The sequence below is a fragment of the Streptomyces sp. NRRL F-5135 genome (assembly GCF_000719775.1).
GTDB classification, from domain to species: domain Bacteria; phylum Actinomycetota; class Actinomycetes; order Streptomycetales; family Streptomycetaceae; genus Streptomyces; species Streptomyces hebeiensis.
The window spans coordinates 331,648-353,976 of record NZ_JOHR01000009.1 but is presented as its reverse complement, the minus strand read 5'-3'; the positions used below and the strand labels follow the sequence as shown (position 1 = coordinate 353,976).

Below are 22,329 nucleotides of genomic sequence, written 5' to 3'. Positions count from 1 at the left end.
CGCATGCCGGGGCGCGGATCGGGAATCGATACGATGACCGCATGGTTCCCTTCGACGTGAGCGACAAGACGCCGAGCACCCCGCTGCTCGTGGCGCGGTTGCACGTCGACCTGTGCCGCCTCGCCAGCGCCATCTGTCCGGCCCGTTCCGTCCGCCTCGCCGCCTAGGCCGGCTCCGGCCGGCCGACGGCCCCGAGCGCGGATCGCCGTATCCGCGTGTCCGCACCACCCCCTCGCGCGGGGGTCCGAGCCGCGCGCCCTGCACGCCATCTCCCGACAGGAGTCCACGCCATGGCCATCGAGGTCCGCATCCCGACCATCCTCCGCACCTACACCGGCGGCGCCAAGGCCGTCGAGGGGACCGGAACGACCCTCTCCGAGCTGTTCGCCGACCTCGAGACCCGGCACGCCGGCATCCGGGAGCGCCTCATCGACCCGGCGAAGGGCGACGAACTCCGCCGCTTCGTGAACGTCTACCTCAACGACGAGGACGTCCGCTTCCTGGACGGCATCTCCACCAAGGTCGCCGACGGCGACAGCGTCACCATCCTGCCGGCCGTGGCCGGCGGCGCGCACGGGACGATCGCGGTCTGATGCGGTACGACTCCCCGCTGGCGGCGGTCGGCAACACCCCCCTGGTACGGCTCCCACGGCTGTCCCCGTCGGCGGACGTGCGCGTCTGGGCCAAGCTGGAGGACCGCAACCCGACCGGCTCGGTCAAGGACCGGCCCGCCCTCCACATGGTCGAGCAGGCCGAGAAGGACGGGCGGCTCACCCCGGGCTGCACGATCCTCGAACCCACCAGCGGCAACACCGGCATCTCGCTCGCCATGGCGGCCAAGCTCAAGGGCTACCGCATCGTGTGCGTCATGCCGGAGAACACCTCGCGGGAACGGCGCGACCTGCTCGCCATGTGGGGCGCGGAGATCATCTCGTCCCCCGCGGCGGGCGGCTCCAACACGGCCGTGCGGGTCGCCAAGGAGCTGGCGGCCGAGAACCCCTCGTGGGTGATGCTCTACCAGTACGGCAACCCGGACAACGCGGGCGCCCACTACGCCACGACCGGCCCCGAGATCCTGGCGGACCTCCCCTCCGTCACCCACTTCGTGGCGGGCCTCGGCACCACGGGCACGCTCATGGGCGTGGGCCGCTACCTGCGCGAACACAAGCCCGACATCAAGATCGTCGCCGCCGAGCCGCGCTATGACGACCTGGTCTACGGCCTGCGCAACCTCGACGAGGGCTTCGTCCCCGAGCTGTACGACGAGTCCGTGCTGACCACTCGCTTCTCGGTCGGCTCGGCGGACGCGGTGACCCGCACCCGCGAACTCCTCCAGCGGGAAGGAATCTTCGCGGGCATCTCGACGGGCGCGGCGCTGCACGCGGCGATCGGGGTCGGCAAGAAGGCGGTGAAGGCGGGCGAGAGCGCGGACATCGTGTTCGTGGTGGCGGACGGTGGCTGGAAGTACCTGTCGACGGGCGTGTACACGGCGGAGACGACGGACGAGGCGATCGAGGCGCTGCAGGGCCAGCTCTGGGCGTGATCGCCTTCCGGCTGGGGCGCGGGGCGCGGTGCCGGCCGGTGGTGGGTGCGGGGTCCGCTGCGCGGTGCGGGGTCGCCTCCGGCGGGGGTGCGGTGCGGCCGGGGTGGGTGCCGGGGGCCGGGCCTTCGGAGGTACATGTCCGGACGGCATGCTGTGCTTTCTGGGGGACGCCCCCAGGCCCCCGTACGACGCGCAGCAGGATGACGTTGATGGCGGGCGCGACGTCCGCCCGTCATTGGACTTCGGCCTGATGCGCGTCGTAAATCATGCGGCCCCGGCGACAACCCGCACACGCCCACCGCCCAGCGCCACACCCCCCGCACCGGGCCGGAGGCCCCCACCGCGCAGCCGGCGCCACCGGGGGCCGGGGGGCGAAGCCCCCGCAACGGGGCCCGGGGTCCCGCCCCGGTTGTGGGAAGGGGCGGGGAGGGGAACAGCCCGCCGCAGGCGCCACCCCGCCCCCCCCCCCGCCGGAGGCGAACCGCCCCCGAACCGGTGACAGCCCAGGTGAGTTCGCCCACAACGGCCCGCCCTGAAGGAGCGGCCCGCCCTTTCGCGCTTTACGCTCGACAAACCGCACAACCCCGCCACGCCGCCCCGCTCCGCCCGCACGGCCCCGCCCCGCACCGCCGTCCCCCGTCCCTGCCACGGAGGTACACGCTCAATGAAGCTCACCGTCGTCGGCTGCTCGGGCTCGTTCCCCTCCGTGGGCTCGGCCTGCTCCAGCTACCTCGTAGAGGCCGACGGCTTCCGGCTGCTGCTCGACATGGGCAATGGCGCCCTCGGCGAGTTGCAGCGACACATCGGTCTTTACGACCTCGACGCCATCTTCCTCAGCCATCTCCACGCGGACCACTGCATCGACATGTGCGGGTACTTCGTCGCCCGCTACTACCGTTTCGACGGCGGTCGCTGCGACGCCATCCCCGTCTACGGCCCCGAGGGCACCGAACAGCGGCTGACCACCGCCTACGCGGACACGCCCTCGGACAAGTCGATGAGCGAGGTGTTCGACTTCCGTACGCTGGAGGCGGGTTCGTTCCGTATCGGTCCGCTGTCGGTCCGTACGGAGCGCGTCGCCCACCCCGTGGAGACGTTCGCCATCCGGATCGAACACGGTGGACGGTCCCTCACCTACTCGGGTGACACCGGGGTCTGTGACCCGCTCGTCGAACTCGCCCGGGACACGGACCTCTTCCTGTGCGAGGCGGCGTACACGTACGGCAAGGAGGACATCGCGGGCCTCCACCTCAACGGCCGCGAGGCCGGCGCGCACGCGGCGCGGGCGGGGGCCCGGCGGCTGGTGCTGACGCACATTCCGCCGTGGACGGACGCGGAGCGGAATCTGGCCGACGCCCGCGCCGTCTTCCAGGGGCCGGCGGAACTGGCCGTGCCCGGCGCGGTGTACGAGATCTGACGGGGCGTCGGCACCACGGCCGTGCGGCCGACGCCGTACGGCAGTACGCGGAGCGGAGGCGGCGGGCGGCCGGAGCCGACAACGGCCCGGCCGCCCGTCCGCCCCGCGACGCCACGCCCGCGCTTCAGGTCTTGACGTTCTGCTGTTCGCCCTCCTCCTCCAGGCTCTCCGGCTCGCGCCCCGGCGTGGGAATGTCGAACAGCAGGATCGCGAACCGGAACACCACGTAGTACACGACGGCGAAGCACAGGCCGATCGGAATGATCAGCCAGGGCTTGGTGTCGAGGTGCCAGTTGACCACGTAGTCGATCAGCCCCGCCGAGAAGCTGAACCCCGCGTGCACCCCCAGCGCCCAGGTGACCGCCATCGACACCCCCGTCAGCAGCGCGTGCGCCCCGTACAGCAAGGGGGCCGCGAACAGGAAGGAGAACTCCAGCGGCTCGGTCACCCCCGTCACGAACGAGGTCAGCGCCAGCGAGAGCATCAGCCCGGCGATCCGCTTGCGGTGCCGCGGCCGGGCGCAGTGGGTGATGGCGAGCGCGGCGGCGGGCAGGCCGAACATCATGATGGGGAAGAAACCGGACATGAACTGGCCCGCCGAGGGGTCCCCCGCGAAGAACCGGGTCAGGTCGCCCTGGACGACCGTTCCGTCCGGCTTGGTGTACGAACCGGCCTGGAACCAGAAGAAGGTGTTCAGGAACTGGTGCATTCCGACCGGAAGGAGCAGCCGGTTGGCGACCCCGAAGATTCCCGCTCCCCAGGCGCCCAGACTGATCAGCTGCTTCCCGCACCAGGTCAGCCCGTCGCCGACCGGCTGCCACAGCAGCCCGAAGGCCACGCCCAGCACGACACAGATGAAGGCCATCAGGATCGGCACCAGCCGCCGGCCGTTGAAGAAGCCGAGCCAGTCGACCAGTCTCGTACGGTGGAAGCGCTGCCAGACGACGGCCGTGAGCAGCCCGATCAGGATGCCGCCGAGGACCCCCGGATTCTGCGGGACGCCGTTCGGGGTCGCCTTGGTGACCGAACCACCGACCGGGAAGGCCGCGAGCACGTTGTGGTAGACGAGGAACCCGACGACGACGGCCAGCGCGGTCGACCCGTCCGCCTTCTTGGCGAAGCCGATCGCGACCCCGATGGCGAACAGCAGCGGCAGCCCGAACGCCCCGTCCAGCACCGCCGTGCCGCCCTGGACGAGCACCTTCGCCGTCTTGTCCCAGAACGGGCCGTGCAAGTAGGCGGAGAAGAGGCTCCCGAGGCTGATCAGCAGTCCGGCCGCGGGCAGTACGGCCACCGGCAGTTGCAGGCTGCGCCCGATCTTCTGCAGTCCCCGCAGCAGTCCGTTCCAGGGCTTCGGGCGCGGCCCCGCCGCCCCTGACGCCCCGGCCGGCTCCGGCGGCTGTGCCGCTGCCGTGCTGTCGGCACTCATCGGCGTCCTCCCGTACGGGCTACGGGCTACGGACCGTGGGCCGGTCCCGCGTCCTGGCCGGCGACCGGGGGCCGCACTGCTGTCATCATTCGCCATGCTCCGGCGGCATGCCTGTGAAGTTGGTCCAACCGTGCGTTACGGTGGCAAATCGGACCGTACCGGGTTGGATCGTGGACCACAGAGCCGCCGAGAGTCAGGGAGACAGACATGGCCACCAAGGACGCCACCAAAGCCGAGAAGATCGTCGCCGCGCTCGGCGGGCTCGACAACATCGAAGAGGTCGAGGGCTGCATCACCCGTCTCCGCACCGAGGTCGTCGACTCCTCCCTCGTCGACGAGGCCGCCCTGAAGGCGGCCGGGGCGCACGGCGTCGTCAAGATGGGCACCGCGGTCCAGGTCGTCATCGGCACGGACGCCGACCCGCTCGCCGCCGAGATCGAAGACATGATGTGACCGCGTGAGCGACCGCGCGCGGGGACGCGGAACGCGCCCGGTGGTGCGCGCCGGGAGTGTGAGGGGCTCGGTCCGGACGACCGGACCGAGCCCCTCCACGCTGTCCCGATAGGCTCGTGCCCATGTCTCGAATCGACGGCCGCACCCCCGAACAGCTCCGCCCCGTCTCCATCGAACGCGGCTGGAGCAAGCACGCCGAGGGCTCCGTCCTCGTCTCCTTCGGTGACACCAGGGTCCTGTGCACCGCCTCCGTCACCGAAGGAGTACCCCGCTGGCGCAAGGGCAGCGGCGAAGGCTGGGTCACCGCCGAGTACGCGATGCTGCCCCGCTCCACCAACACCCGTGGCGACCGCGAGTCCGTACGCGGCAAGATCGGCGGCCGTACGCACGAGATCAGCCGCCTCATCGGCCGGTCCCTGCGCGCCGTGATCGACTACAAGGCGCTCGGCGAGAACACCGTCGTCCTCGACTGCGACGTCCTCCAGGCCGACGGCGGCACCCGCACCGCCGCCATCACCGGCGCGTACGTCGCCCTCGCCGACGCGGTCGCCTGGGCCCGGACCAAGAAGATCGTCAGGCCCGGCCGCCGGCCCCTGACCGGCACCGTCGCGGCCGTCAGCGTCGGCATCGTGGCGGGTACGCCGCTGCTCGACCTCTGCTATGAGGAGGACGTGCGGGCCGAGACCGACATGAACGTCGTGTGCACCGGCGACGGCCGCTTCGTCGAGGTCCAGGGCACGGCGGAGGCCGAGCCGTTCGACCGCGAGGAGCTGAACGCGCTGCTCGACCTCGCCACGGCGGGCTGCACTGATCTGGGGAAGCTCCAGCGGGCCGCGCTGGACTCGGCGTCGTCCTGAGCGGGCGGCGCCCGGTGCGGACCCGCCGGTCCGTTCGGTGTGGGCGTACGGACCGGGCCGTGCGCCCGGCCCCTGCCGCCTCCGGGGCACCCGCGCGCGGGAGGCCCCGCCCCGGGGCCGATACTGGGACGCATGACCCGCTTGATCCTCGCCACCCGTAACGCCGGGAAGATCACCGAACTCGAGGCCATCCTCGCCGACGCCGGCCTGCCCCACGACCTCGTCGGGGCGGCGGCCTACCCCGACGTCCCGGACGTGAAGGAGACCGGTGTCACCTTCGCCGAGAACGCGCTGCTCAAGGCGCACGCCCTGGCCGCCGCCACCGGCCTGCCCGCCGTCGCCGACGACTCGGGCCTGTGTGTGGACGTCCTGAACGGCGCCCCCGGCATCTTCTCCGCCCGCTGGGCGGGCAGCCACGGCGACGACCGGGCCAACCTCGACCTCCTGCTGGCCCAGCTCGGCGACATCGCCCCGCCCCACCGCTCGGCCCACTTCGCCTGCGCGGCGGCCCTCGCCCTCCCGGACGGCACGGAACGCGTGGTCGAGGGCCGCCTCGAAGGCACCCTCCGCACGGCCCCGTCGGGCACGAACGGCTTCGGCTACGACCCGATCCTCCAGCCCACGGGGGAGACCCGCACCTGCGCGGAACTGTCCCCCGCGGAGAAGAACGCGATCAGCCACCGGGGCAAGGCGTTCCGCGCCCTGGTCCCGGTGATCCGGGAACTCCTGGGCTGACGATCAAGGAGCCGACAGCTCAATGGCCTGCAAATCATTCCGTTGATTCGCAGGCCATTAGTGTGCGGCGGAAGGGATTCGAACCCTCAAGCCCGATCAAGGGCCACAGATCCTAAGTCTGCTGCGTCAGCCGTTGCGCCACCGCCGCGAGCCGGGTGCCATGCTACCGGGCCGGCGGCCGGTGGTCGTCTGTGGCCGAGTTCTCCACGCTTGTCCGACGCTCACTCCGTCGGCTCCGGCACCACGTGTCCGTGAGCGCGTGGCAGTTCGGGCACAGGTACCGCAGGTTCTCGGCCCGGTTGTCGCGCCAGTCTCCGTTCACATGGTCGATCTGCAGGGCCATCGGATGCCCGAGCCATTCGCCGGTGTTGCCACATGACGCGCAGTGGTAGGGGACGCCGGTCTCCCGCAGGGCGCGATGGAGGCGGGCACGGTTGGTACGCGGGGAACCCTCGGGCAGTTCGACGAGGGTGCGCCGTGCCACAGGTGCCGAGGGGCGCGCGCGGACCGGCCCCCACGGGAGCCGCTTGAAGTGGCGTGTATCGAGGCCGAGTTGCCCCACTCGCCGCCGGACGCGCCGATGGTTCGTGTCGTTCACGGGGAGTCCGAGGGCACGCATGACGTCGGCGTAACTGGACGCGGTCGGCACTGCCTCACGCAGCGCCGCCTCCGGGATCGCCAGTCGCGCGTTACGGAAATGCGTGGTGTCGACGCCCTGTTCCTTGAGCATCCGGCCGAGGGCGGCACGGGAGCGGCCGTCGTCGGGCACGCCGAGTGCCCGCGCCACGCCACGGATGCTCCGGGCGGACGCGGCGGCGGCCGTCAGTTCGGCGGCCGTGAACGGCAGATCGAGCCGTGAGCGATCCATCCCCGGGAAATGGCCGACGTCGATCCCGGCCGCCGCGATACGCCGGGCGATGTGCGACATCGTGCCCGTGGCCGGCGTGGCGCCCAGCTTGAGGACGACCTCGCGCAGTGTCGTGGACGTCGCGACGGCCGCTGCTATCGCCTCGTCCGGGTACTTCCGCCATGGACTGCCCTGCTTGAAGTGGCTGGTGTCCAGCCCTCGTTCGGCAACCTGTCGCTGGAGCGCGCGCCGCCGCCCGCCGCTCTCCTTCAGCCCGAGCCGCCGCATCAGGTCCGCCCAGGTGCGCGCCTGGGTGACGGCCGCGGCCAGACGTTCCTCGCCCGTCGGGTCGCCGCCGGATTCCTCGGCAGCGCGATCCTGGGCCTGCCGGGCGCGTTCCGCTGTCATCGTTCCCCCCTCGGACCCGCCGTTCCTTGACGGCCGCGGTCTCGCGGTCTCGCGGTCTCGCGGTCTCGCGGTCTCGCACTGGGTAACGAACCGCATATCGAGCGGTCACGTCCGGAAAGCGGCGAGAAGCGGAACGTCCCGCACCGCTTCTTTCGCGGTGCGGGACGTCGCCGGGCGGGTCCGGGTGGTCAGAACTTGGGTTCCGGGGCCTGGGACTGGACCAGTTCCACGGCTTCCTCCTCCGTCCCCACCGACGGCGGCGAGCCCTCCAGCGGCTGCCGCGCCGTCTCCTTCATGCACGCCACCGCGATCACGCCCACCAGCGCCGCCGCCATCGCGTAGTACGCGGGCATCAGGTTGCTGCCGGAGACGTCGATCAGAGCCGTGATCACGAAGGGGGTGGTGCCGCCGAAGAGGGAGACGGCGACGTTGTAGCCCACGGACAGCGAGCCGTAGCGGACCTCCGTGGGGAACAGCGCGGGGAGCGCCGCCGACATCGTGCCCAGCAGGCAGACCAGGGACAGCCCCATCATCAGCAGGCCCGCCGTGATGGCCACGATGCCGCCCTGGCCGATCAGGAGGAAGGACGGCAGGGAGAGGAAGAGGAACCCGAGCATGCCGGCCATCAGCAGCGGCTTGCGGCCGTAGCGGTCGTTGAGCCGGCCCACCTGGTTGATGATCAGCATCAGGAAGACCATGACCACCAGCAGGATCATCAGGCCGTGGGTCGGGCTGTAGCCGAGTGTGTCGGAGAGGTAGGTCGGCATGTACGACAGCAGCATGTAGTCGGTGATGTTGTACGCGCCCACCAGGGCGATGCACAGGATCAGCGCGGGCCAGTACGTGCGGAAGATCTTGGCCAGGTCCTCCCGGGTGGTGACCTCCACCGCGTCCGCGGCCTCCGAGGCGCGGGCGCTCTCCGCCTCCAGCTTCTGGAAGGCCGGCGTCTCGTCGAGCCGTAGCCGCAGGTACAGGCCGACCAGCCCCAGCGGGCCCGCGACCAGGAACGGCACCCGCCAGCCCCATGCCTCCATCGTGTCCGCGCCGAGCGCCGCGGTGAGCGCGGTGACCAGACCGGCCGCGCCGACGTAGCCCGCCAGCGTGCCGAACTCCAGGAAGCTGCCGAAGAAGCCGCGGCGCTTGTCCGGGGCGTACTCGGCGATGAAGGTGGACGCCCCGCCGTACTCGCCGCCGGTGGAGAAGCCCTGGACCAGCCGGAAGAGGATCAGCAGCGCCGGCGCCCAGAAGCCGATCGTGGCGTACGAGGGGATCAGGCCGATGGCGAAGGTACCGATCGCCATCATGATCATCGTCAGGGCGAGGACCTTCTTGCGGCCGATCTTGTCGCCCATGGGGCCGAAGACCATGCCGCCGAGCGGCCGTACGAGGAACGCGACCGCGAAGGTCGCGAAGGAGGAGAGCAACTCGGCCGTGGGGTTTCCGGACGGGAAGAAGACATGGCCGATGGTGACGGCCAGATAGCTGTAGATGCCGAAGTCGAACCACTCCATGGCGTTACCCAGGGAGGCGGCCTTCACGGCCCGCTTGACCGCGCGCTCGTCGGTGATGGTGATGTCGGACCGGCGCAGTTTGGGGTTCTTGCGCTGTCTGATCGTTCGGAAGAGGGTGGGATGACGCTTGACCGCGGCGGGGTCGGCCACCTCGTCATGCTCCTGGCCGGCCATGGCGTGGTCCTTTCTCCGGCGGCGAAACACTTCGATGGGAGCTTCTGCGCGATCGTGGCGTTCGCAAACCAGAGTTCTGTGGAAGTGTGACCCCGGTCACGGGTCGGGGCCGCCTCGGGGGCGAGGCGGCCCCCTCCCTCAGGGCGCGGGGCTCAGATGCCGAGGTCCTTGATGATCTTCGCGACATGACCGGTGGCCCGCACGTTGTAGAGGGCGCGCTCGACCTTGCCGTCCTCGTCCACGACGATCGTCGAGCGGATCACCCCGGTCACGGTCCTGCCGTACATCGTCTTCTCGCCGAAGGCGCCGTACGCGGTCAGCACCTCCTTGGAGGGATCTCCGACCAGGGTGACCTTCAGGTTCTCCCGCTCACGGAACGTGGCCAGCTTCTCGGGCTTGTCCGGTGACACTCCGATGACGTCGTAGCCCGCCTCGGCCAGCAGGTCGAGGTTGTCGGTGAAGTCGCAGGCCTGCTTGGTGCACCCGGGAGTGAGCGCCGCCGGGTAGAAGTAGACGATGACCTTGCGGCCCTTGTGGTCCGCGAGCGAGACATCGCGGCCGTCCGCGTCGGGCAGGGTGAAGGCGGGGGCGGTGTCGCCGGGCTGGAGTCGCTCGCTCATGGTTCTCGGGTCTCCTCGTCGTCGGTCACGTGGGTGGGTCGGCCGGACAGGGCCTACGGGCCGAGCGTAATCGGGGGTGCCGTCGGGTGCGGTGACGGCGGAGCTGACAGACTGCTCCTGGAGCATCACCATCGACAATCGGACACGACCACGGAGGCAGCGCGGTGTCGGATTCCAGGACCCCGGCGCAGATCGAGGCGGACATCGTCCGCCGGCGCGATCAGCTCGCCGAGACGCTCGACGAGATCGGTGTGCGCGTCCACCCGAAGACGATCGTCGGGGACGCGAAGGCGCGGGTGGCCTCGCGGGTGGACCAGACGGCGGGGCGCGCGTACGTCGCCGTGAACCGGACGCTGTCCGGGGTGCGGACGCAGTTCGTCAGGACGGACGGCGGGCCCCGGATGGAGCGGCTGGTTCCGGTTGCGCTGGTGGCGATCGGACTGGTGGGGCTGATGGTGGTGTCGACCAGGCGGCGCCGGGGCTGACGCGCCCGGCGGTGGCCGGTCGGGCGCTGGTCGGTCGGCGGCGGACGGCCCGCGGTGGTCGCCCGGCGGGCCGGGAAGCCCGTTCCCGGGCGGGCGTTCGGTGACCCCTGAGGCGTACGGGCCGCGCGCGGGCAGGTAGGTTCGGAGACGTGAGCGAGAACACCCACGACAAACTGCCCATCCGGATGCTCCACGACCGCGTACTGGTCAGGACGGACATCCCGGAGGGCGAGCGGCGTTCGTCCGGCGGCATCGTCATCCCCGCGACGGCGGCGGTCGGCCGGCGGCTGGCCTGGGCCGAGGTGGTCGCGGTGGGCCAGAACGTACGCACGGTGGAGCCCGGGGACCGGGTGCTGTACGACCCCGAGGACCGTGCCGAGGTCGAGGTGCGCGGGGTGGCCTACGTGCTGATGCGCGAGCGGGACCTGCACGCGGTGGCGGCGGACCGCTTCGAGGGGTCCGAGGACTCCACGGGCCTCTACCTGTAGCCGCCCCGTAGCCACGCCGCAGCCCCGCTCCCGTGGCCGTTCCCGTAGCTGTCGGTGCCTGTCCGGGCCGGCCAGTAGCTGCCGGTGCGGTCAGTAGCCGCCTCCACCGGCCTGTGTAGCATGGGGACCCCCGACGAGACGCGCCGTACCGGGTGAAGCGACAAGACGACGCATCCGCTGTCCGCGTATCGCGTCGGAGGTTGCGTCATGGCCTGGGTTCTGCTGATCGTCGCCGGTCTGCTGGAGGTCGGCTGGTCGATCGGGATGAAGTACACCGAGGGGTTCACCCGGCTGTGGCCGAGCGTGTTCACGGCCGCCGGGATCGTCGCGAGCATGGTGTTGCTGGCGCAGGCCGTGAAGACGTTGCCGATCGGTACGGCGTACGGGGTGTGGGTCGGGATCGGCGCGGCCGGCGCGGCGGTGCTGGGCATGGCGGTGCTGGGGGAGCCGGTGACGGCCGCCCGTGTCTTCTTCGTCTGTCTGCTGCTGGTGGCGGTGGTGGGCCTGAAGGCGACGTCGGGGCACTGACCTAGGTGTCCGAGGCCGTCGCCTCCGGCGTCCGCGCGGTCGCCGACTCGGCCGAGCCGCTTCCCTTGCCGCCGCTCTTGCCGCTTCCCCTACCGCTGGAGCCCTTGACTCCGCCGCTGCCGGCGCCACCGGCCGTCCCGTCGGCGCCGCTGCCGTCGTCGTTGTCGTCGTCGGTGTCGGCACTCGTCGTCCCGCCGCCCGCGCCCCCCTCATGGGGTCCGCGTGGCCGGCCGTCGTCCCGCGGGCCCTCGCCCGGTGGCCGCCCCGGGTTCCCGTCCGGGCCCCGCCCCTCGGGGGACGGGGCCGGACCGCCGCGGTCGTCACCGCCGCTGTCGCCGACGCCGCCCGTACCCGGCCGGCCGCCGTTCCCGCCTTCCCCGGTGTCGCCGCCGTCCGTCCGGCCGCCGGTCGTCCCGTCCTCCTCCGTGCGGCCCTGTTCCGACGGGCCGGGGGAGCCCGACGCGCCGGGGGGGCGGGACGCGCCGGGGGAGCGGGACGCGCCCGACCGCTCCGGGTCCGGCGACGCCGACTCCTCCGCGCCCGGTGCCAGCCGCAGGTCGAAGTTCTGTACGGCGGTGCCGCGCAGCGCGGCGGCCGTGTACTGGCCCCAGATCTGCGCGGGCGGCCCGCCGCCGTTGATCCTGGCCTGGCCGAGCGCCCCGTACAGCGGCTTCTGCTGGGCGGTCTTGGGGTCGGCGCCCATCAGCGAGACCACGGTGGCCAGTTCGGGGGTGTATCCGGCGAACCACGCCGCCTTGTCGTCCTCCGCCGTGCCCGTCTTGCCCGCGGCCGGCCGGCCCGCCGCCCCGGCCGCGGTACCGGTGCCGCCGCGGACGACGCCCTGGAGCACCGAGGTGGTGGTGTCGGCGGCCTCACGGCTGATGGCCCGGGTGGCCGGGCGGTCGGGCAGGGGGACGGACGTACCGTTTCGGGTGATCTTCGCGACCAGGGTGTACGGGACGCGCTCGCCGTGGTTGGCGAGGGTCGCGTACGCCTGCGCCATGTCCAGCACGCTCGCCGTCGCGGGGCCGAGCGCGATGGAGGGGGAGGCGGTGAGGTCGGGGGTGGCCGGGGGGATGCCGAGGGCGATGGCGGTGTCCCTGACCAGGGCGGGGCCGACGTCCTGCGCCAGCTGCGCGTAGACGGCGTTGACGGACTTGTCGGTGGCCTCCCGTACGGTGATCGAGCCGTAGTCCTTCTCGTCCTCGTTGGCCGGGGAGTAGTCGGTGGGGCCGTCGCGGCCCTCGACCATGCGCTCGTTGGTGCCGTCGTACATGGTGTTGGGGGTGACGCGCCGGCCGTCCAGGGTCCGGGCGCCGTGCTGGACGGCCGCGGCGAGGACGAAGGGCTTGAAGGTGGAGCCGACCTGGTAGTCGCGTCGGGTGGCGTTGTTGACGAACTGCTTGGTGTAGTCGATGCCGCCGTACATGGCGACGACCCGGCCGGTACGCGGATCGATGGAGGCGCCGCCGACCCGGACGTTGCGGTCGGGCGGGCGTTCGCCGTCGAGTTGCGAGGTGACCTGGTCCTTGACGGCCCGGCCCAAGGCGTCCTGCTTCTTCCGCTCCAGGGTGGTGGTGATCCGGTAGCCGCCGCGCGCCAGCGTCTTCTCGTCGAGGATTCCGTGGCTGTGGAGATAGTGCTCGACGACCTTGACGACATAGCCCCGCTGGCCGGAGAGGCCGACGGTCGTGTGCTTGATCTTTCCGGGTACGGGGAATTTCTGGACGGCCCGTTCGGCGGGGGTGAGCCAGTTCTCCGTGACCATGCCGTCGAGGACGTAGTTCCAGCGGGCGACGGCGGACTGCCGGTTCTCGGGGTGGACGACGACGTCGAACTCGCTGGGGGCGTTCAGGAGCGACGCCAGGTACGCGCCCTCGGCGGTGGTGAGGTCCTCGACGTCCTTGCTGTAGTACGCCTGGGCGGCGGCCTGGATGCCGTACGCGTTGCGGCCGAAGTAACTGGTGTTCAGATATCCCTGGAGAATGCGTTCCTTGCTGACCTCGCGGTTCAGCTTGATCGCGATGAAGAATTCCTTCGTCTTGCGGACGATGGTCTGTTCCTGGCCCAGGTAGTAGTTCTTGACGTACTGCTGGGTGATGGTGGAGCCGCCCTGGGTGCCCTTTCCCATGGCGGTGTTCCAGGCGGCGCGGATCATGCCCTGGGGGTCGACGGCGGGCTCGTTGTAGAAGCCGCGGTCCTCGGCCGCGAGCACGGCGTGCTGGACGGTGTCGGGGACCTGGACGAGCCTGACGTTCTCGCGGTTGATCTCGCCGTCCCGGGCGATGTGTGTGCCGTCCCGGTAGAGGTAGACGTTCGACTGCGCGGTGGCCGCGACGTTGGCCGCGGGAATGTCGACGACCTTGTAGCCCACGACGAAGCCGGCGACGAGGGCGAGTCCGCCGACCAGGAAGGCGCACAGCGTCACGCGCCAGGTGGGGACGAGCCGGTGCCAGCCGGTGCGCCGGGGCCGCTCGCGCTTCTTCGGCCGCTTGGTTCCGTCCGCGCCGGTCGCACGGTCCGGGGCTGCGTCTGCCTCTGCCGTACTGCCGGGCTGGTCAGCCTGGTCAGCCTGGTCGGGGTCCGCTGGGGCCCCTTGGCGCTGTGGCTCGTCACTCTCCGGCATAACGGGTGTCGTATCAGGTGATTCACCTACAAGAGACAAGAAACGCTGTGCTTATTGACGAAATGCTGCCGGAGCGGGGCAGATCTGACGCCGTACGGGGGAGCGCCGCCGGGGCGTGGCCGGAGTGTGGCCGGGGTGTGTCGGGGCGCGGACGGGCTCGGACGGGCTCGGACGGGCTCGGGCGGAGCGCGACGGCGCGGGGAGGGCGCCGCGGCGGGACACGGAGCGGCGGTGGCCACCGAACGCGGATATTCGGTAGCGCGGAGTGACCGGTGTCCGCTAGGGTCGGCCGCTTTGGCGCGGACAGGAGGGGTGGTCAGTGGGCGTGAGCGGGGTGAGCGGGGTGAGCGGGGCGCTGCGGCTGTACGCGGCGGTGGCCGCGGGCGGTTTCCGGCGCTACGCGACGTACCGCGTGGCCACGCTGGCGGGCGCGTTCACCAACACGGTCTTCGGCTTCATCGTGGCGTATACGTACATCGCCCTGTGGGACGAGCGTCCCCGGCTCGGCGGCTACGACCTCTCCCAGGCGGTCACCTATGTGTGGATCAGCCAGGCGCTGCTGATGACCTGCGTCCTGATGGGCGGCGGTTTCGAGGACGAGCTGATCGAGCGGATCCGTACCGGCGCGATCGCCGTCGATCTCTACCGGCCCGCCGATCTCCAGCTCTGGTGGCTGGCGAGCGACCTCGGCCGGGCGGTGTTCCACCTGCTCGGACGGGGGATCGTGCCGCTGGTGTGCGGCGCGCTGGTCTTCGACCTCACGCTGCCGGCGAGCCCGCTGGTCTGGGCGGCGTTCCTGGTGGCCGTGACGCTCGGCGTGGTGGTCAGCTTCGCGATCCGTTTCCTGGTGGCGCTCTCCGCGTTCTGGCTGCTGGACGGGGCGGGGGCGGCGCAGGTCAGCTGGCTGGCGGGGTCGTTCTTCTCCGGGCTGCTGCTGCCCCTGAACGTGTTCCCCGGTGCGCTGGGCGAGGTGGCGCGGGCGCTGCCCTGGTGCTCGCTGCTCCAGATCCCGGCGGACGTCCTCCTCGGCCGGCTCGCGGGGTGGGAACTGACCGGGGCGTACGCGTTCCAGGCGTGCTGGGCGCTGGCGCTGCTGGGGGCCGGCCGGCTGGTGCAGACGGTCGCGACGCGGAGGGTGGTGGTCCAGGGTGGCTGAGGAGTCCGAGGTGGCTGAGGAGACACCGCCGGGCGTGGCGGAGAAGGCGTTGCCGGGCATGACCGGCAGGACATCGTCGTCGGACGCGGTCGGCAGGACGTCGTCGGACGCGGCCGAGGCGTCTGAGGCGGCCGACGCGACCGCCGTGGCCGACGCGAGGTTGCCGCGCCGGGGGCCGGACCCGTGGGGCCCGCGGTCGTCCCGGGGCGCGGCCCTGCGGGACGGTCTGCGCGCGTACGGCCTGATCGTCGCGATGTGGGTGCGGTCCACGATGGCCTACCGGGCGTCCTTCGTGATGACCGCGTTCGGCAACTTCGCGGGGTCCGCCCTCGACTTCGTGGCGATCCTGCTGATGTTCAGTCATGTGGACACGCTGGGCGGTTACTCGCTGCCCGAGGTCGCCTTCCTGTACGGCACCTCCAACACCGCCTTCGGCCTCACCGACCTGGCGCTCGGCTCGATGCACCGGCTGGGCGGCCGGGTGCGGGACGGCACCCTCGACACGCTGCTGCTGCGGCCCGTCCCCGTCCTCGCGCAGGTGGCCGCCGACCGGTTCGCGCTGCGCCGCCTCGGCCGGATCACGCAAGGGCTGCTGGTGCTGGGGTACGCGGTGGCGTCGGTGGACGTCGACTGGACGGTCCTCCGGGTGCTGATGGTGCCGATGATGGTGCTGAGCGGGGCGGCGATCTTCGCGGCGGTGTTCGTGGTGGGCGCGGCGTTCCAGTTCTGGGCGCAGGACGCGTCGGAGGTGCAGAACTCGTTCACGTACGGCGGTACGACCCTGCTCCAGTACCCGCCGACGGTCTTCGCGCAGGACCTGCTGCGCGGGGTGACCTTCCTGGTGCCGCTCGCGTTCGTCAACTGGCTTCCGGCGCTGTACGTCCTGGGGCGGGAGTACCCGTTGGACCTGCCGGTCGCGGTCGCGTTCCTGCCACCGGTGGTGGCGGCGGGGTGCTGTGGGCTGGCGGGGCTGGCGTGGCGTACGGGGCTCAGGGCGTACCGCAGTACGGGGAGTTAGGCGGACACGGCGGTGGGGCGAGGTCGACGGCGACGGCGAGTGGAGACGAAGGGAGACGAGGGGGCAGTGGCAGTGAGCTGGGGCGAGAACGACGACGCGGACGACGACGCGGACGCCCGCTTCATCGAACTCGACGGCCTGGAGAAGGTCTTCGACGTCCGGCGCAGGGCGGGCCTGCTGCGCCGGGAGAAACACCAGGTACGGGCGGTCGACGGCATCAGCTTCCGGGTGCCGCGCGGCGAGATGGTCGGATACATCGGCCCCAACGGCGCGGGCAAGTCCACCACCATCAAGATGCTCACCGGCATCCTGACGCCGAGCGGCGGCCGGCTGCGGGTCGCGGGCATCGACCCGTCCCGTGAGCGCACGAGGCTGGCGCGGCGCATAGGCGTCGTCTTCGGCCAGCGGACCACGCTCTGGTGGGACCTGCCGCTGATCGACTCGTACCGCCTGATGCACCGGATGTACCGGGTCCCCGACGCGCGCTTCCGGGCGAACCTGGACCGCTGCGTCGAACTGCTCGATCTCGCCGAGCTGCTCGATGTCCCCGTACGGCAGCTCTCGCTGGGCCAGCGGATGCGCGGCGACATCGCGGCGGCCCTGCTGCACGATCCCGAGGTGCTCTATCTGGACGAGCCGACCATCGGCCTCGACGTGATCTCCAAGGCGAAGGTCAGGGAGTTCCTGCGGGACCTGAACGCGGAGCGCGGCACGACGGTGCTGCTGACGACGCACGACCTGACCGACATCGAACAGCTCTGCCGGCGGGTGATGGTGATCGACCACGGCAGGCTGCTGTACGACGGTGCGCCGGCCGGGCTGCACGAGGTGGGCCGGAGCGAGCGGACCCTCGTGGTCGATCTGGAGCGCGAGCTGGCGCCGATCGGGCTGCCCGGCACGCGGGTGGTACGGGTGGAGGGGCCGCGGCAGTGGCTGGCGTTCCCGGCGGCGGAGTCCGCGGCTCCGCTGGTCGCGCGGATCGCGGCGGACTTCCCGCTGGTGGACCTGTCGGTACGGGAACCGGACATCGAGACGGTCATCGCCGCGATGTACGCCGGTCGATCAACCGTGTGACTGCGTTGGCGCGGATGGCTAGTGTGCCCGTATGACGAGCGAACCGCCCGGGGGGCGGCCTGACATGAGCCCGGAAACGCGCCCGGAGACGCGCCCGGACGTGCGGTCGGAGACACGGGCTTCCGATGCCGAGCGCGAGCAGGTGGCGGAACGGCTGCGGGAGGCCCTGGCCGAGGGCCGGCTCGACATGGTGGAGTTCGACGAGCGCTTGGAGGCCACGTTCAAGGCGCGCACCCATGGGGAGTTGGTGCCACTGGTGCGGGACCTGCCGGAGCCGGGGACCCTGCTGACGCCCGGGGCGGCCGTGGCCGCGTCCGGCGCGGCGTCCGGCGCGGCGGTTTCCGAGCGCGGCGCCGACGGCGGCTGGGCGGACCGCGTGGGCCAGGGCCCGGCGACGTCGAAGGGCGCGTTCGCGTTCTGGAGCGGGTTCCGGCGCAGGGGAAGGTGGACGGTCGGCCGTATGTTCACGGCGGCTGTCTTCCAGGCGGGCGGCGAGATCGATCTGCGCGAGGCGAGCTTCGAGGGCCGTGAAGTCGTGATCCGTTGCTTCGCCCTGATGGGCGGGGTCCATGTGACCGTGCCGCACGACCTGGACGTCGAGGTCAGGGGCTTCGGCCTCATGGGCGGTTTCGGCGAGGCGGGGGATGTGCGGAGCGAGGTGGCGCCGGGGGCGCCGAGGGTGGTCATCACGGGGTTCGCGCTGATGGGCGGGGTCGGCGTGGAGCGCAAGCTGAGGGAGTCGGAGAAGCGCCGACTCAAGGAGGAGCGGAAGCGGCTGAAGCTGGAGAAGAAGGCGGACCGGGAGGAGCGGCGGGACGAGTAGGGCGGCGGACCCGGACCGACCGGTTGCGCGGGACCGAGGAGCGCGTCCTGGCGGCATCGTCGCGAGGCGTGCCGTCGCGAGGCGAGGCGCGTCCTCCCGAGGCGAGGCGAGGTACGGCGTCCCGAGGCGAGGTATGGCGCGATGCGGTGTGGCGGGGCGTCGCCCGCTTACGAGCCGCCCACGGCCGGGACGAGATCCGGGGTCGCGCCGGCGTTCCGCCGTACGACCTCGGCGAAGTTGGCCGCCAGGCGTCGCGTGCTCCGCGCGGACTCCGGCTCGGCACGCTCGGCCTCGGCCCGTAGCGCCCGTAGATCCAGACCGGCGTCGGCCAGGGCCGCCTCGTCCCAGCCGGCGAGGCGGTCCGCGCCGGCCTCCGGGTGGAACTGCACGCCCCAGGCCCGCCTCCCCACCCGGAATCCCTGAACCGGACAGGCCGCGCTCCCGGCGAGCAGGGCGGCGCCGGGCGGCAGCGCGGTGATCTGGTCGCGGTGGTTCTGGATGACCCGGAACTCACCGGGCAGGCCGGCGAACAGCGCGTCCTCGGCGGCTTCCGGATTCAGCGACACTGCGCAGGAGCCGCGCTCCGGGCGGCCGTACGCGCCGCGTACCGTACCGCCCGTCGCCAGCGCCAGCACCTGGGCGCCGAGGCAGATGCCGAGGAGCGGAACCCCGTCGGCCACCGCCCGGCGGGCGAGTTCGCGTTCGGCCGGCAGCCAGGGCGCGTGGTCGTCGGCGTCGGGCAGGAAGCCGCCGCCGAGCAGGACGACGGCGTCGTAGCCGGCCGGGGAGGCGGGAGCCGATGCGCCGGGGACCTCCACCACGGTCAGGCCCATCTCCTCCCACCAGGGGAGGAGGCGCCCGGGGCCGCTCCGGTCCGAGTTGCGGACGACGAGGACGCGGGGGCCGGACGGAGCGGGAGTGTGCGCGGACGGAGCGGGAGTACGGCCGTACGGGGATGTCACAGCTGGGCCTGGATCTTTCCGGTCAGGGTCTGGAGGCTGAGGTGGCGGCCCATCGCCCGGTAGCCCGCGTCACTCGGGTGCAGGCCGTCCCCGGCGTCGTACAGCGGCCGGATCCGGTCCGGCGCGTACGGGTCGCGGATCACGCGGTCGAAGTCCACGACCGCGTCGAAGACCCGGCCCGACCGGATCTCCTCGTTGACCCTCTCGCGTACGGACTCGGTCACCTCGTTGTACCCCCGGTGCGCGCCGAACGGCGTCAGGGTCGAGCCGACGACGCGCAGGCCACGGGCGTGCGCCTGCCGGGTCAGGTTCTTCAGGCCGTTCGTGATCCTGGTGGGGTCGGTCTCGCGGCCGCGCAGGATGTCGTTGATGCCGAGGTCGATGACGACGACCTTGACGCCCGACCGGTCCAGGACGTCGCGCTGGAAGCGCGAGATGCCGCTGGAGCCGGCCCGGGCGCGCGTGCCGTCGCCGAGGACCTGGTTCCCGCCGATGCCCTGGTTGAGCACGCCGATGTGCTGGTCGCGCAGGCGGTCGGCGAGGACGTCGGGCCAGCGGCGGTTCGTGTCGGGGGTCGAGCCGACGCCGTCGGTGATGGAGTCGCCGAACGTGACGACCGCGCCGCGCGCGTCGCGGTTGAGGACGTCGACGGCGGTGAGGTAGCGCCAGACGCGGGAGGACGGGGCGTACGAGGCCCCGGCGGGGTCCTCCGTACGGTCGCCGACGGCCATGTACGAGGTCTGCGCCGCGTGCGGATGGTACGTGACCGGGCCGCCGGCCGCCGGGGTGTGCAGCGTGACCAGCAGATCGCTGTCGTACGGCACCCGCAGCCGGACCGGGTCGCTGACGATCTGACCGCCGGCCGGGATGGTCACGGCCTGGTTCCGGCCGAAGGTCAGCCGCCGCATCGTCCCCGGGGCGGCCTGGGCGCCCCCGCTCCCGTCGCCGACGGCGACCGAGGCATGGCCGATCAGCAGGGCCCTGGGGCTGTAGAGGTTGGAGAGGGTGACCCGGACGCTGGTGCCGCCGATGCTGGTGTGCACGACGTTGCGGATGGTGCTACCGGGGTGGCCGATAGGTGCCCTCGGTTCGACACCGGCGGGCGCGGCGGCCCAAGTGCCGACCCAGGCGCCGGCGGAGGCGGGCTCGGCGGCGCCCACGGGGTTACGGGCCGGATTGCGGGCCGGGTCGCGGTCACCGGTCCCGGTGGGCGCACCGGCCGGGCCGCCGCCAGGACCGCTCGGGCCGTCCTGGCTGCCCTGCCCGTCCTGGCCGTTCCGGTCGTTGTCGGGGGAGGCACTCCAGAGAGGGCTGTTCCAGAACGACGAGGCCGAGCCGGGCCCGGAGCCGCCGCCCAGCAGCCCGACGCCGCCGACTATCGTCGCGCACACCAGTGCCACGACGCACACAAGCCCCCCGAACAGAGCGAAAGCGCGATATCTGGCCATGGCCCCCGTGTCTCCCTCACACCGACGTTCTGAACACATCATCCGGCATCCCCCGGGAACTCGACGCGCGCCCCGGGAGTAACTGAGGGCAGAGAGAATGAGTACGGGTGGGTTTGGGACAGGACGCGCAAGCGGACGGGCGGAGCGGATGGAACGTACGGGGCCGGAGAAACCGGAAGAACCGGAAAAGGGGGCGCCTGTCGCGCGGCCCGCGCATCCCTCGGGCGGGGCCGGGCCCTCGGGCAGGGTCGGGCCCTCGGGCGGGCCTGGCCGCGCGGGCGGGGCCGGGACTTCCGCCGGACTCAAGGGCAAGGGCAGGGGCAAGGGCACGGACAAGAGCTCGGGCGGTGGGCCCCTGGGCCTGGGATCGTTCTCGTACACGGCCGCCGACGAGGAGAAGCGGCGCGGCGTCCGCCGGATGAAGACGACCGCCACCGCCCTGCTGGGGCTCGTCGCCGTGATCTACGTGCTGGCCACCTGGGCGAAGAACTCCGGGGTGGAGGGCTGGCCCGGTTATGTCGCGGCGGCGGCCGAGGCGGGCATGGTCGGCGCGCTGGCCGACTGGTTCGCGGTGACGGCGCTGTTCCGGCACCCGCTGGGCGTGCCCATCCCACACACGGCGATCATCCCGAACAAGAAGGACCAGCTGGGCGCGTCCCTCGGTGCGTTCGTCGGGGAGAACTTCCTGTCGCCGGAGGTCGTACGGGCCCGGCTCGGCGGCCTCGGTATCGGCGCCCGGCTGGGCACCTGGCTGGCCGACCCCGCCCATGCCGACCGGGTCACCGCCGAGCTGTCCACGGCGCTGCGCGGCGCGCTGACGGTCCTGCGGGACTCCGACGTACAGGCGGTGGTCGGCGAGGCGATCACCCGCCGCGCGAACGCGGCCGAGATCGCGCCCGGGCTGGGCAAGACCCTGGACCAGGTCGTCGCGGAGGGCGCCCATCACCGCGCCGTCGATCTGGTCTGCGCCCGTGCGCACGACTGGCTGGTCAAGCACGAGGAGTCGATCACGGACGCGGTCCAGGGCGGCGCGCCGGGCTGGACGCCGCGCTTCGTCGACCGCAAGGTCGGCCACCGGGTCTACCGGGAACTCCTGCGTTTCGTCGTGGAGATGCGCGACATGCCGGAGCACCCGGCGCGGGGCGCGATCGACCGTTTCCTGCGGGACTTCGCCGCCGACCTCCAGTCGGACACGGACACCCGGGCGCGTGTCGAACGCCTGAAGTCGGAGCTGCTGGCCCGGCCGGAGGTGCAGGACGTCATCGCCTCGGCCTGGTCCTCCGTACGGTCGATGATCATGGCGGCGGCGGAGGACGAGCGCAGCGAACTGCGGCTGCGGGCGCGCGCGTCCCTGCTGTCCCTGGGCAGGCGGCTGGCGACGGACGAGCGGCTCCAGGGGAAGCTGGAGGGCTGGATCGAGGACGCGGCGGCGTATGTCGTGTCGACGTACCGGAGCGAGATCACGTCGCTGATCTCGGACACGGTGGCGAGCTGGGACGCGGACGACACCTCGAAGAAGATCGAGGCGCACATCGGCCGGGACCTCCAGTTCATCCGGATCAACGGCACGGTGGTCGGCGCGCTGGCGGGGCTGGTGATCTACACGGTGTCGCACGCGCTGGGCGGCTGACGCGGCGGGAGCGGACGCGGGGGCACCGGCGGTACGGGGCGCGGGGGACGTGGTGGTACGGGCGCCGGGCCGGTGCTCGTGCGGTGACACGTGCCGA

General features: G+C 72.0%; 22 protein-coding genes, 1 tRNA gene and 1 riboswitch. Of the genes, 15 read left to right on the top strand and 8 right to left on the bottom strand.

All coding sequences use genetic code 11. The annotated features are described in order from the left end of the window. Positions 1-41: 41 nt before the first annotated feature. From IG02_RS43485 to IG02_RS0118470, 4 genes are all read left to right on the top strand, one after another. The gene (locus IG02_RS43485; RefSeq protein ID WP_267958521.1) at positions 42-167 is read left to right on the top strand and encodes a putative leader peptide; all 126 of its coding nucleotides are present in this window, start codon (positions 42-44) and stop codon (positions 165-167) included. Between the two features lie 123 nt (positions 168-290). Continuing rightward, a complete protein-coding gene (locus IG02_RS0118480) occupies positions 291-593 on the top strand; it encodes a MoaD/ThiS family protein (RefSeq protein ID WP_030748821.1) in 303 nt (100 codons plus the stop codon). Next, entirely contained in the window at positions 593-1,543 is a 951-nt protein-coding gene (locus tag IG02_RS0118475; protein WP_030748818.1) for a PLP-dependent cysteine synthase family protein, read from the top strand. Before IG02_RS0118480 ends, IG02_RS0118475 begins: the two co-directional genes overlap by 1 nt. A 664-nt stretch (positions 1,544-2,207) precedes the next feature. After that, positions 2,208-2,960 carry an MBL fold metallo-hydrolase gene (locus IG02_RS0118470; RefSeq protein ID WP_030748815.1) on the top strand — a complete coding sequence of 251 codons (753 nt, stop codon included), beginning with the start codon at positions 2,208-2,210 and terminating at the stop codon, positions 2,958-2,960. A 124-nt stretch (positions 2,961-3,084) separates the two neighbouring features. Here the strand turns inward: IG02_RS0118470 and IG02_RS0118465 are convergent, their stop codons facing one another. Further along, positions 3,085-4,389, bottom strand: a complete 1,305-nt coding sequence (locus tag IG02_RS0118465) for a PTS transporter subunit EIIC (protein ID WP_051765257.1) — start codon at positions 4,387-4,389, stop codon at positions 3,085-3,087. A 207-nt stretch (positions 4,390-4,596) separates the two neighbouring features. Between IG02_RS0118465 and IG02_RS0118460 the strand changes: the two genes are divergently transcribed. The 3 genes from IG02_RS0118460 (at position 4,597) to rdgB (ending at position 6,434) form a co-directional block, all read left to right on the top strand. Continuing rightward, on the top strand, positions 4,597-4,842 hold the full coding sequence (locus tag IG02_RS0118460) for a glucose PTS transporter subunit EIIB (protein ID WP_030748808.1): 246 nt from the start codon (positions 4,597-4,599) through the stop codon (positions 4,840-4,842). 122 nt (positions 4,843-4,964) lie between these two features. Then, positions 4,965-5,699, top strand: a complete 735-nt coding sequence (gene rph / locus IG02_RS0118455; protein WP_030748806.1) for a ribonuclease PH — start codon at positions 4,965-4,967, stop codon at positions 5,697-5,699. Between the two features lie 132 nt (positions 5,700-5,831). After that, positions 5,832-6,434: an RdgB/HAM1 family non-canonical purine NTP pyrophosphatase gene (gene rdgB, locus IG02_RS0118450; RefSeq protein ID WP_030748803.1), complete on the top strand. Its 603-nt coding sequence runs from the start codon at positions 5,832-5,834 to the stop codon at positions 6,432-6,434. A 63-nt stretch (positions 6,435-6,497) separates the two neighbouring features. Here rdgB and IG02_RS0118445 read toward each other — a convergent pair. From IG02_RS0118445 to bcp, 4 genes are all read right to left on the bottom strand, one after another. Next, positions 6,498-6,582 (bottom strand) — tRNA-Leu (locus IG02_RS0118445). Between the two features lie 15 nt (positions 6,583-6,597). Next, complete coding sequence (locus IG02_RS37875; protein ID WP_234314804.1) at positions 6,598-7,689, bottom strand: HNH endonuclease; 1,092 nt, start codon at positions 7,687-7,689, stop codon at positions 6,598-6,600. 188 nt (positions 7,690-7,877) lie between these two features. After that, the gene (proP, locus tag IG02_RS0118435) at positions 7,878-9,374 is read right to left on the bottom strand and encodes a glycine betaine/L-proline transporter ProP (RefSeq protein ID WP_030748798.1); all 1,497 of its coding nucleotides are present in this window, start codon (positions 9,372-9,374) and stop codon (positions 7,878-7,880) included. A gap of 152 nt (positions 9,375-9,526) precedes the next feature. Then, the gene (gene bcp / locus IG02_RS0118430) at positions 9,527-9,994 is read right to left on the bottom strand and encodes a thioredoxin-dependent thiol peroxidase (RefSeq protein WP_030748795.1); all 468 of its coding nucleotides are present in this window, start codon (positions 9,992-9,994) and stop codon (positions 9,527-9,529) included. Between the two features lie 164 nt (positions 9,995-10,158). On the opposite strand from bcp, the gene IG02_RS0118425 reads away from it, so the two are divergent. The 3 genes from IG02_RS0118425 (at position 10,159) to IG02_RS0118415 (ending at position 11,495) form a co-directional block, all read left to right on the top strand. Further along, positions 10,159-10,479 (top strand): DUF3618 domain-containing protein, encoded by a 321-nt coding sequence (locus IG02_RS0118425; RefSeq protein WP_030748792.1) that lies wholly within the window; start codon positions 10,159-10,161, stop codon positions 10,477-10,479. A gap of 185 nt (positions 10,480-10,664) precedes the next feature. Beyond that, positions 10,665-10,967 (top strand): GroES family chaperonin, encoded by a 303-nt coding sequence (locus IG02_RS0118420; RefSeq protein WP_046506547.1) that lies wholly within the window; start codon positions 10,665-10,667, stop codon positions 10,965-10,967. A 105-nt stretch (positions 10,968-11,072) separates the two neighbouring features. Beyond that, positions 11,073-11,142: riboswitch (guanidine-III (ykkC-III) riboswitch) on the top strand. Between the two features lie 32 nt (positions 11,143-11,174). Next, positions 11,175-11,495 (top strand): DMT family transporter, encoded by a 321-nt coding sequence (locus IG02_RS0118415; RefSeq protein ID WP_030748786.1) that lies wholly within the window; start codon positions 11,175-11,177, stop codon positions 11,493-11,495. A gap of 1 nt (position 11,496) precedes the next feature. Here IG02_RS0118415 and IG02_RS0118410 read toward each other — a convergent pair whose 3' ends face one another. Then, the gene (locus tag IG02_RS0118410) at positions 11,497-14,121 is read right to left on the bottom strand and encodes a transglycosylase domain-containing protein (RefSeq protein WP_063756809.1); all 2,625 of its coding nucleotides are present in this window, start codon (positions 14,119-14,121) and stop codon (positions 11,497-11,499) included. A gap of 355 nt (positions 14,122-14,476) precedes the next feature. On the opposite strand from IG02_RS0118410, the gene IG02_RS0118405 reads away from it, so the two are divergent. The 4 genes from IG02_RS0118405 (at position 14,477) to IG02_RS0118390 (ending at position 18,192) form a co-directional block, all read left to right on the top strand. Beyond that, positions 14,477-15,277 carry an ABC transporter permease gene (locus IG02_RS0118405; RefSeq protein ID WP_030748780.1) on the top strand — a complete coding sequence of 267 codons (801 nt, stop codon included), beginning with the start codon at positions 14,477-14,479 and terminating at the stop codon, positions 15,275-15,277. Between the two features lie 58 nt (positions 15,278-15,335). Further along, complete coding sequence (locus tag IG02_RS0118400) at positions 15,336-16,295, top strand: ABC transporter permease (RefSeq protein ID WP_078854609.1); 960 nt, start codon at positions 15,336-15,338, stop codon at positions 16,293-16,295. Positions 16,296-16,361: 66 nt separating this feature from the next. Beyond that, positions 16,362-17,369 (top strand): ABC transporter ATP-binding protein, encoded by a 1,008-nt coding sequence (locus IG02_RS0118395; protein WP_234314802.1) that lies wholly within the window; start codon positions 16,362-16,364, stop codon positions 17,367-17,369. Positions 17,370-17,433: 64 nt separating this feature from the next. After that, positions 17,434-18,192, top strand: coding sequence for a DUF1707 SHOCT-like domain-containing protein (locus IG02_RS0118390; protein WP_037803296.1), 759 nt, complete (start codon positions 17,434-17,436; stop codon positions 18,190-18,192). 167 nt (positions 18,193-18,359) lie between these two features. Here the strand turns inward: IG02_RS0118390 and IG02_RS36590 are convergent, their stop codons facing one another. Both IG02_RS36590 and IG02_RS0118380 read right to left on the bottom strand, forming a co-directional pair. Beyond that, positions 18,360-19,154: a type 1 glutamine amidotransferase gene (locus IG02_RS36590; RefSeq protein WP_063756808.1), complete on the bottom strand. Its 795-nt coding sequence runs from the start codon at positions 19,152-19,154 to the stop codon at positions 18,360-18,362. Continuing rightward, positions 19,151-20,602, bottom strand: coding sequence for an SGNH/GDSL hydrolase family protein (locus IG02_RS0118380; protein WP_234314801.1), 1,452 nt, complete (start codon positions 20,600-20,602; stop codon positions 19,151-19,153). Before IG02_RS0118380 ends, IG02_RS36590 begins: the two co-directional genes overlap by 4 nt. A 148-nt stretch (positions 20,603-20,750) precedes the next feature. On the opposite strand from IG02_RS0118380, the gene IG02_RS0118375 reads away from it, so the two are divergent. Further along, entirely contained in the window at positions 20,751-22,232 is a 1,482-nt protein-coding gene (locus tag IG02_RS0118375) for a DUF445 domain-containing protein (protein ID WP_030748762.1), read from the top strand. Positions 22,233-22,329: the final 97 nt, after the last annotated feature.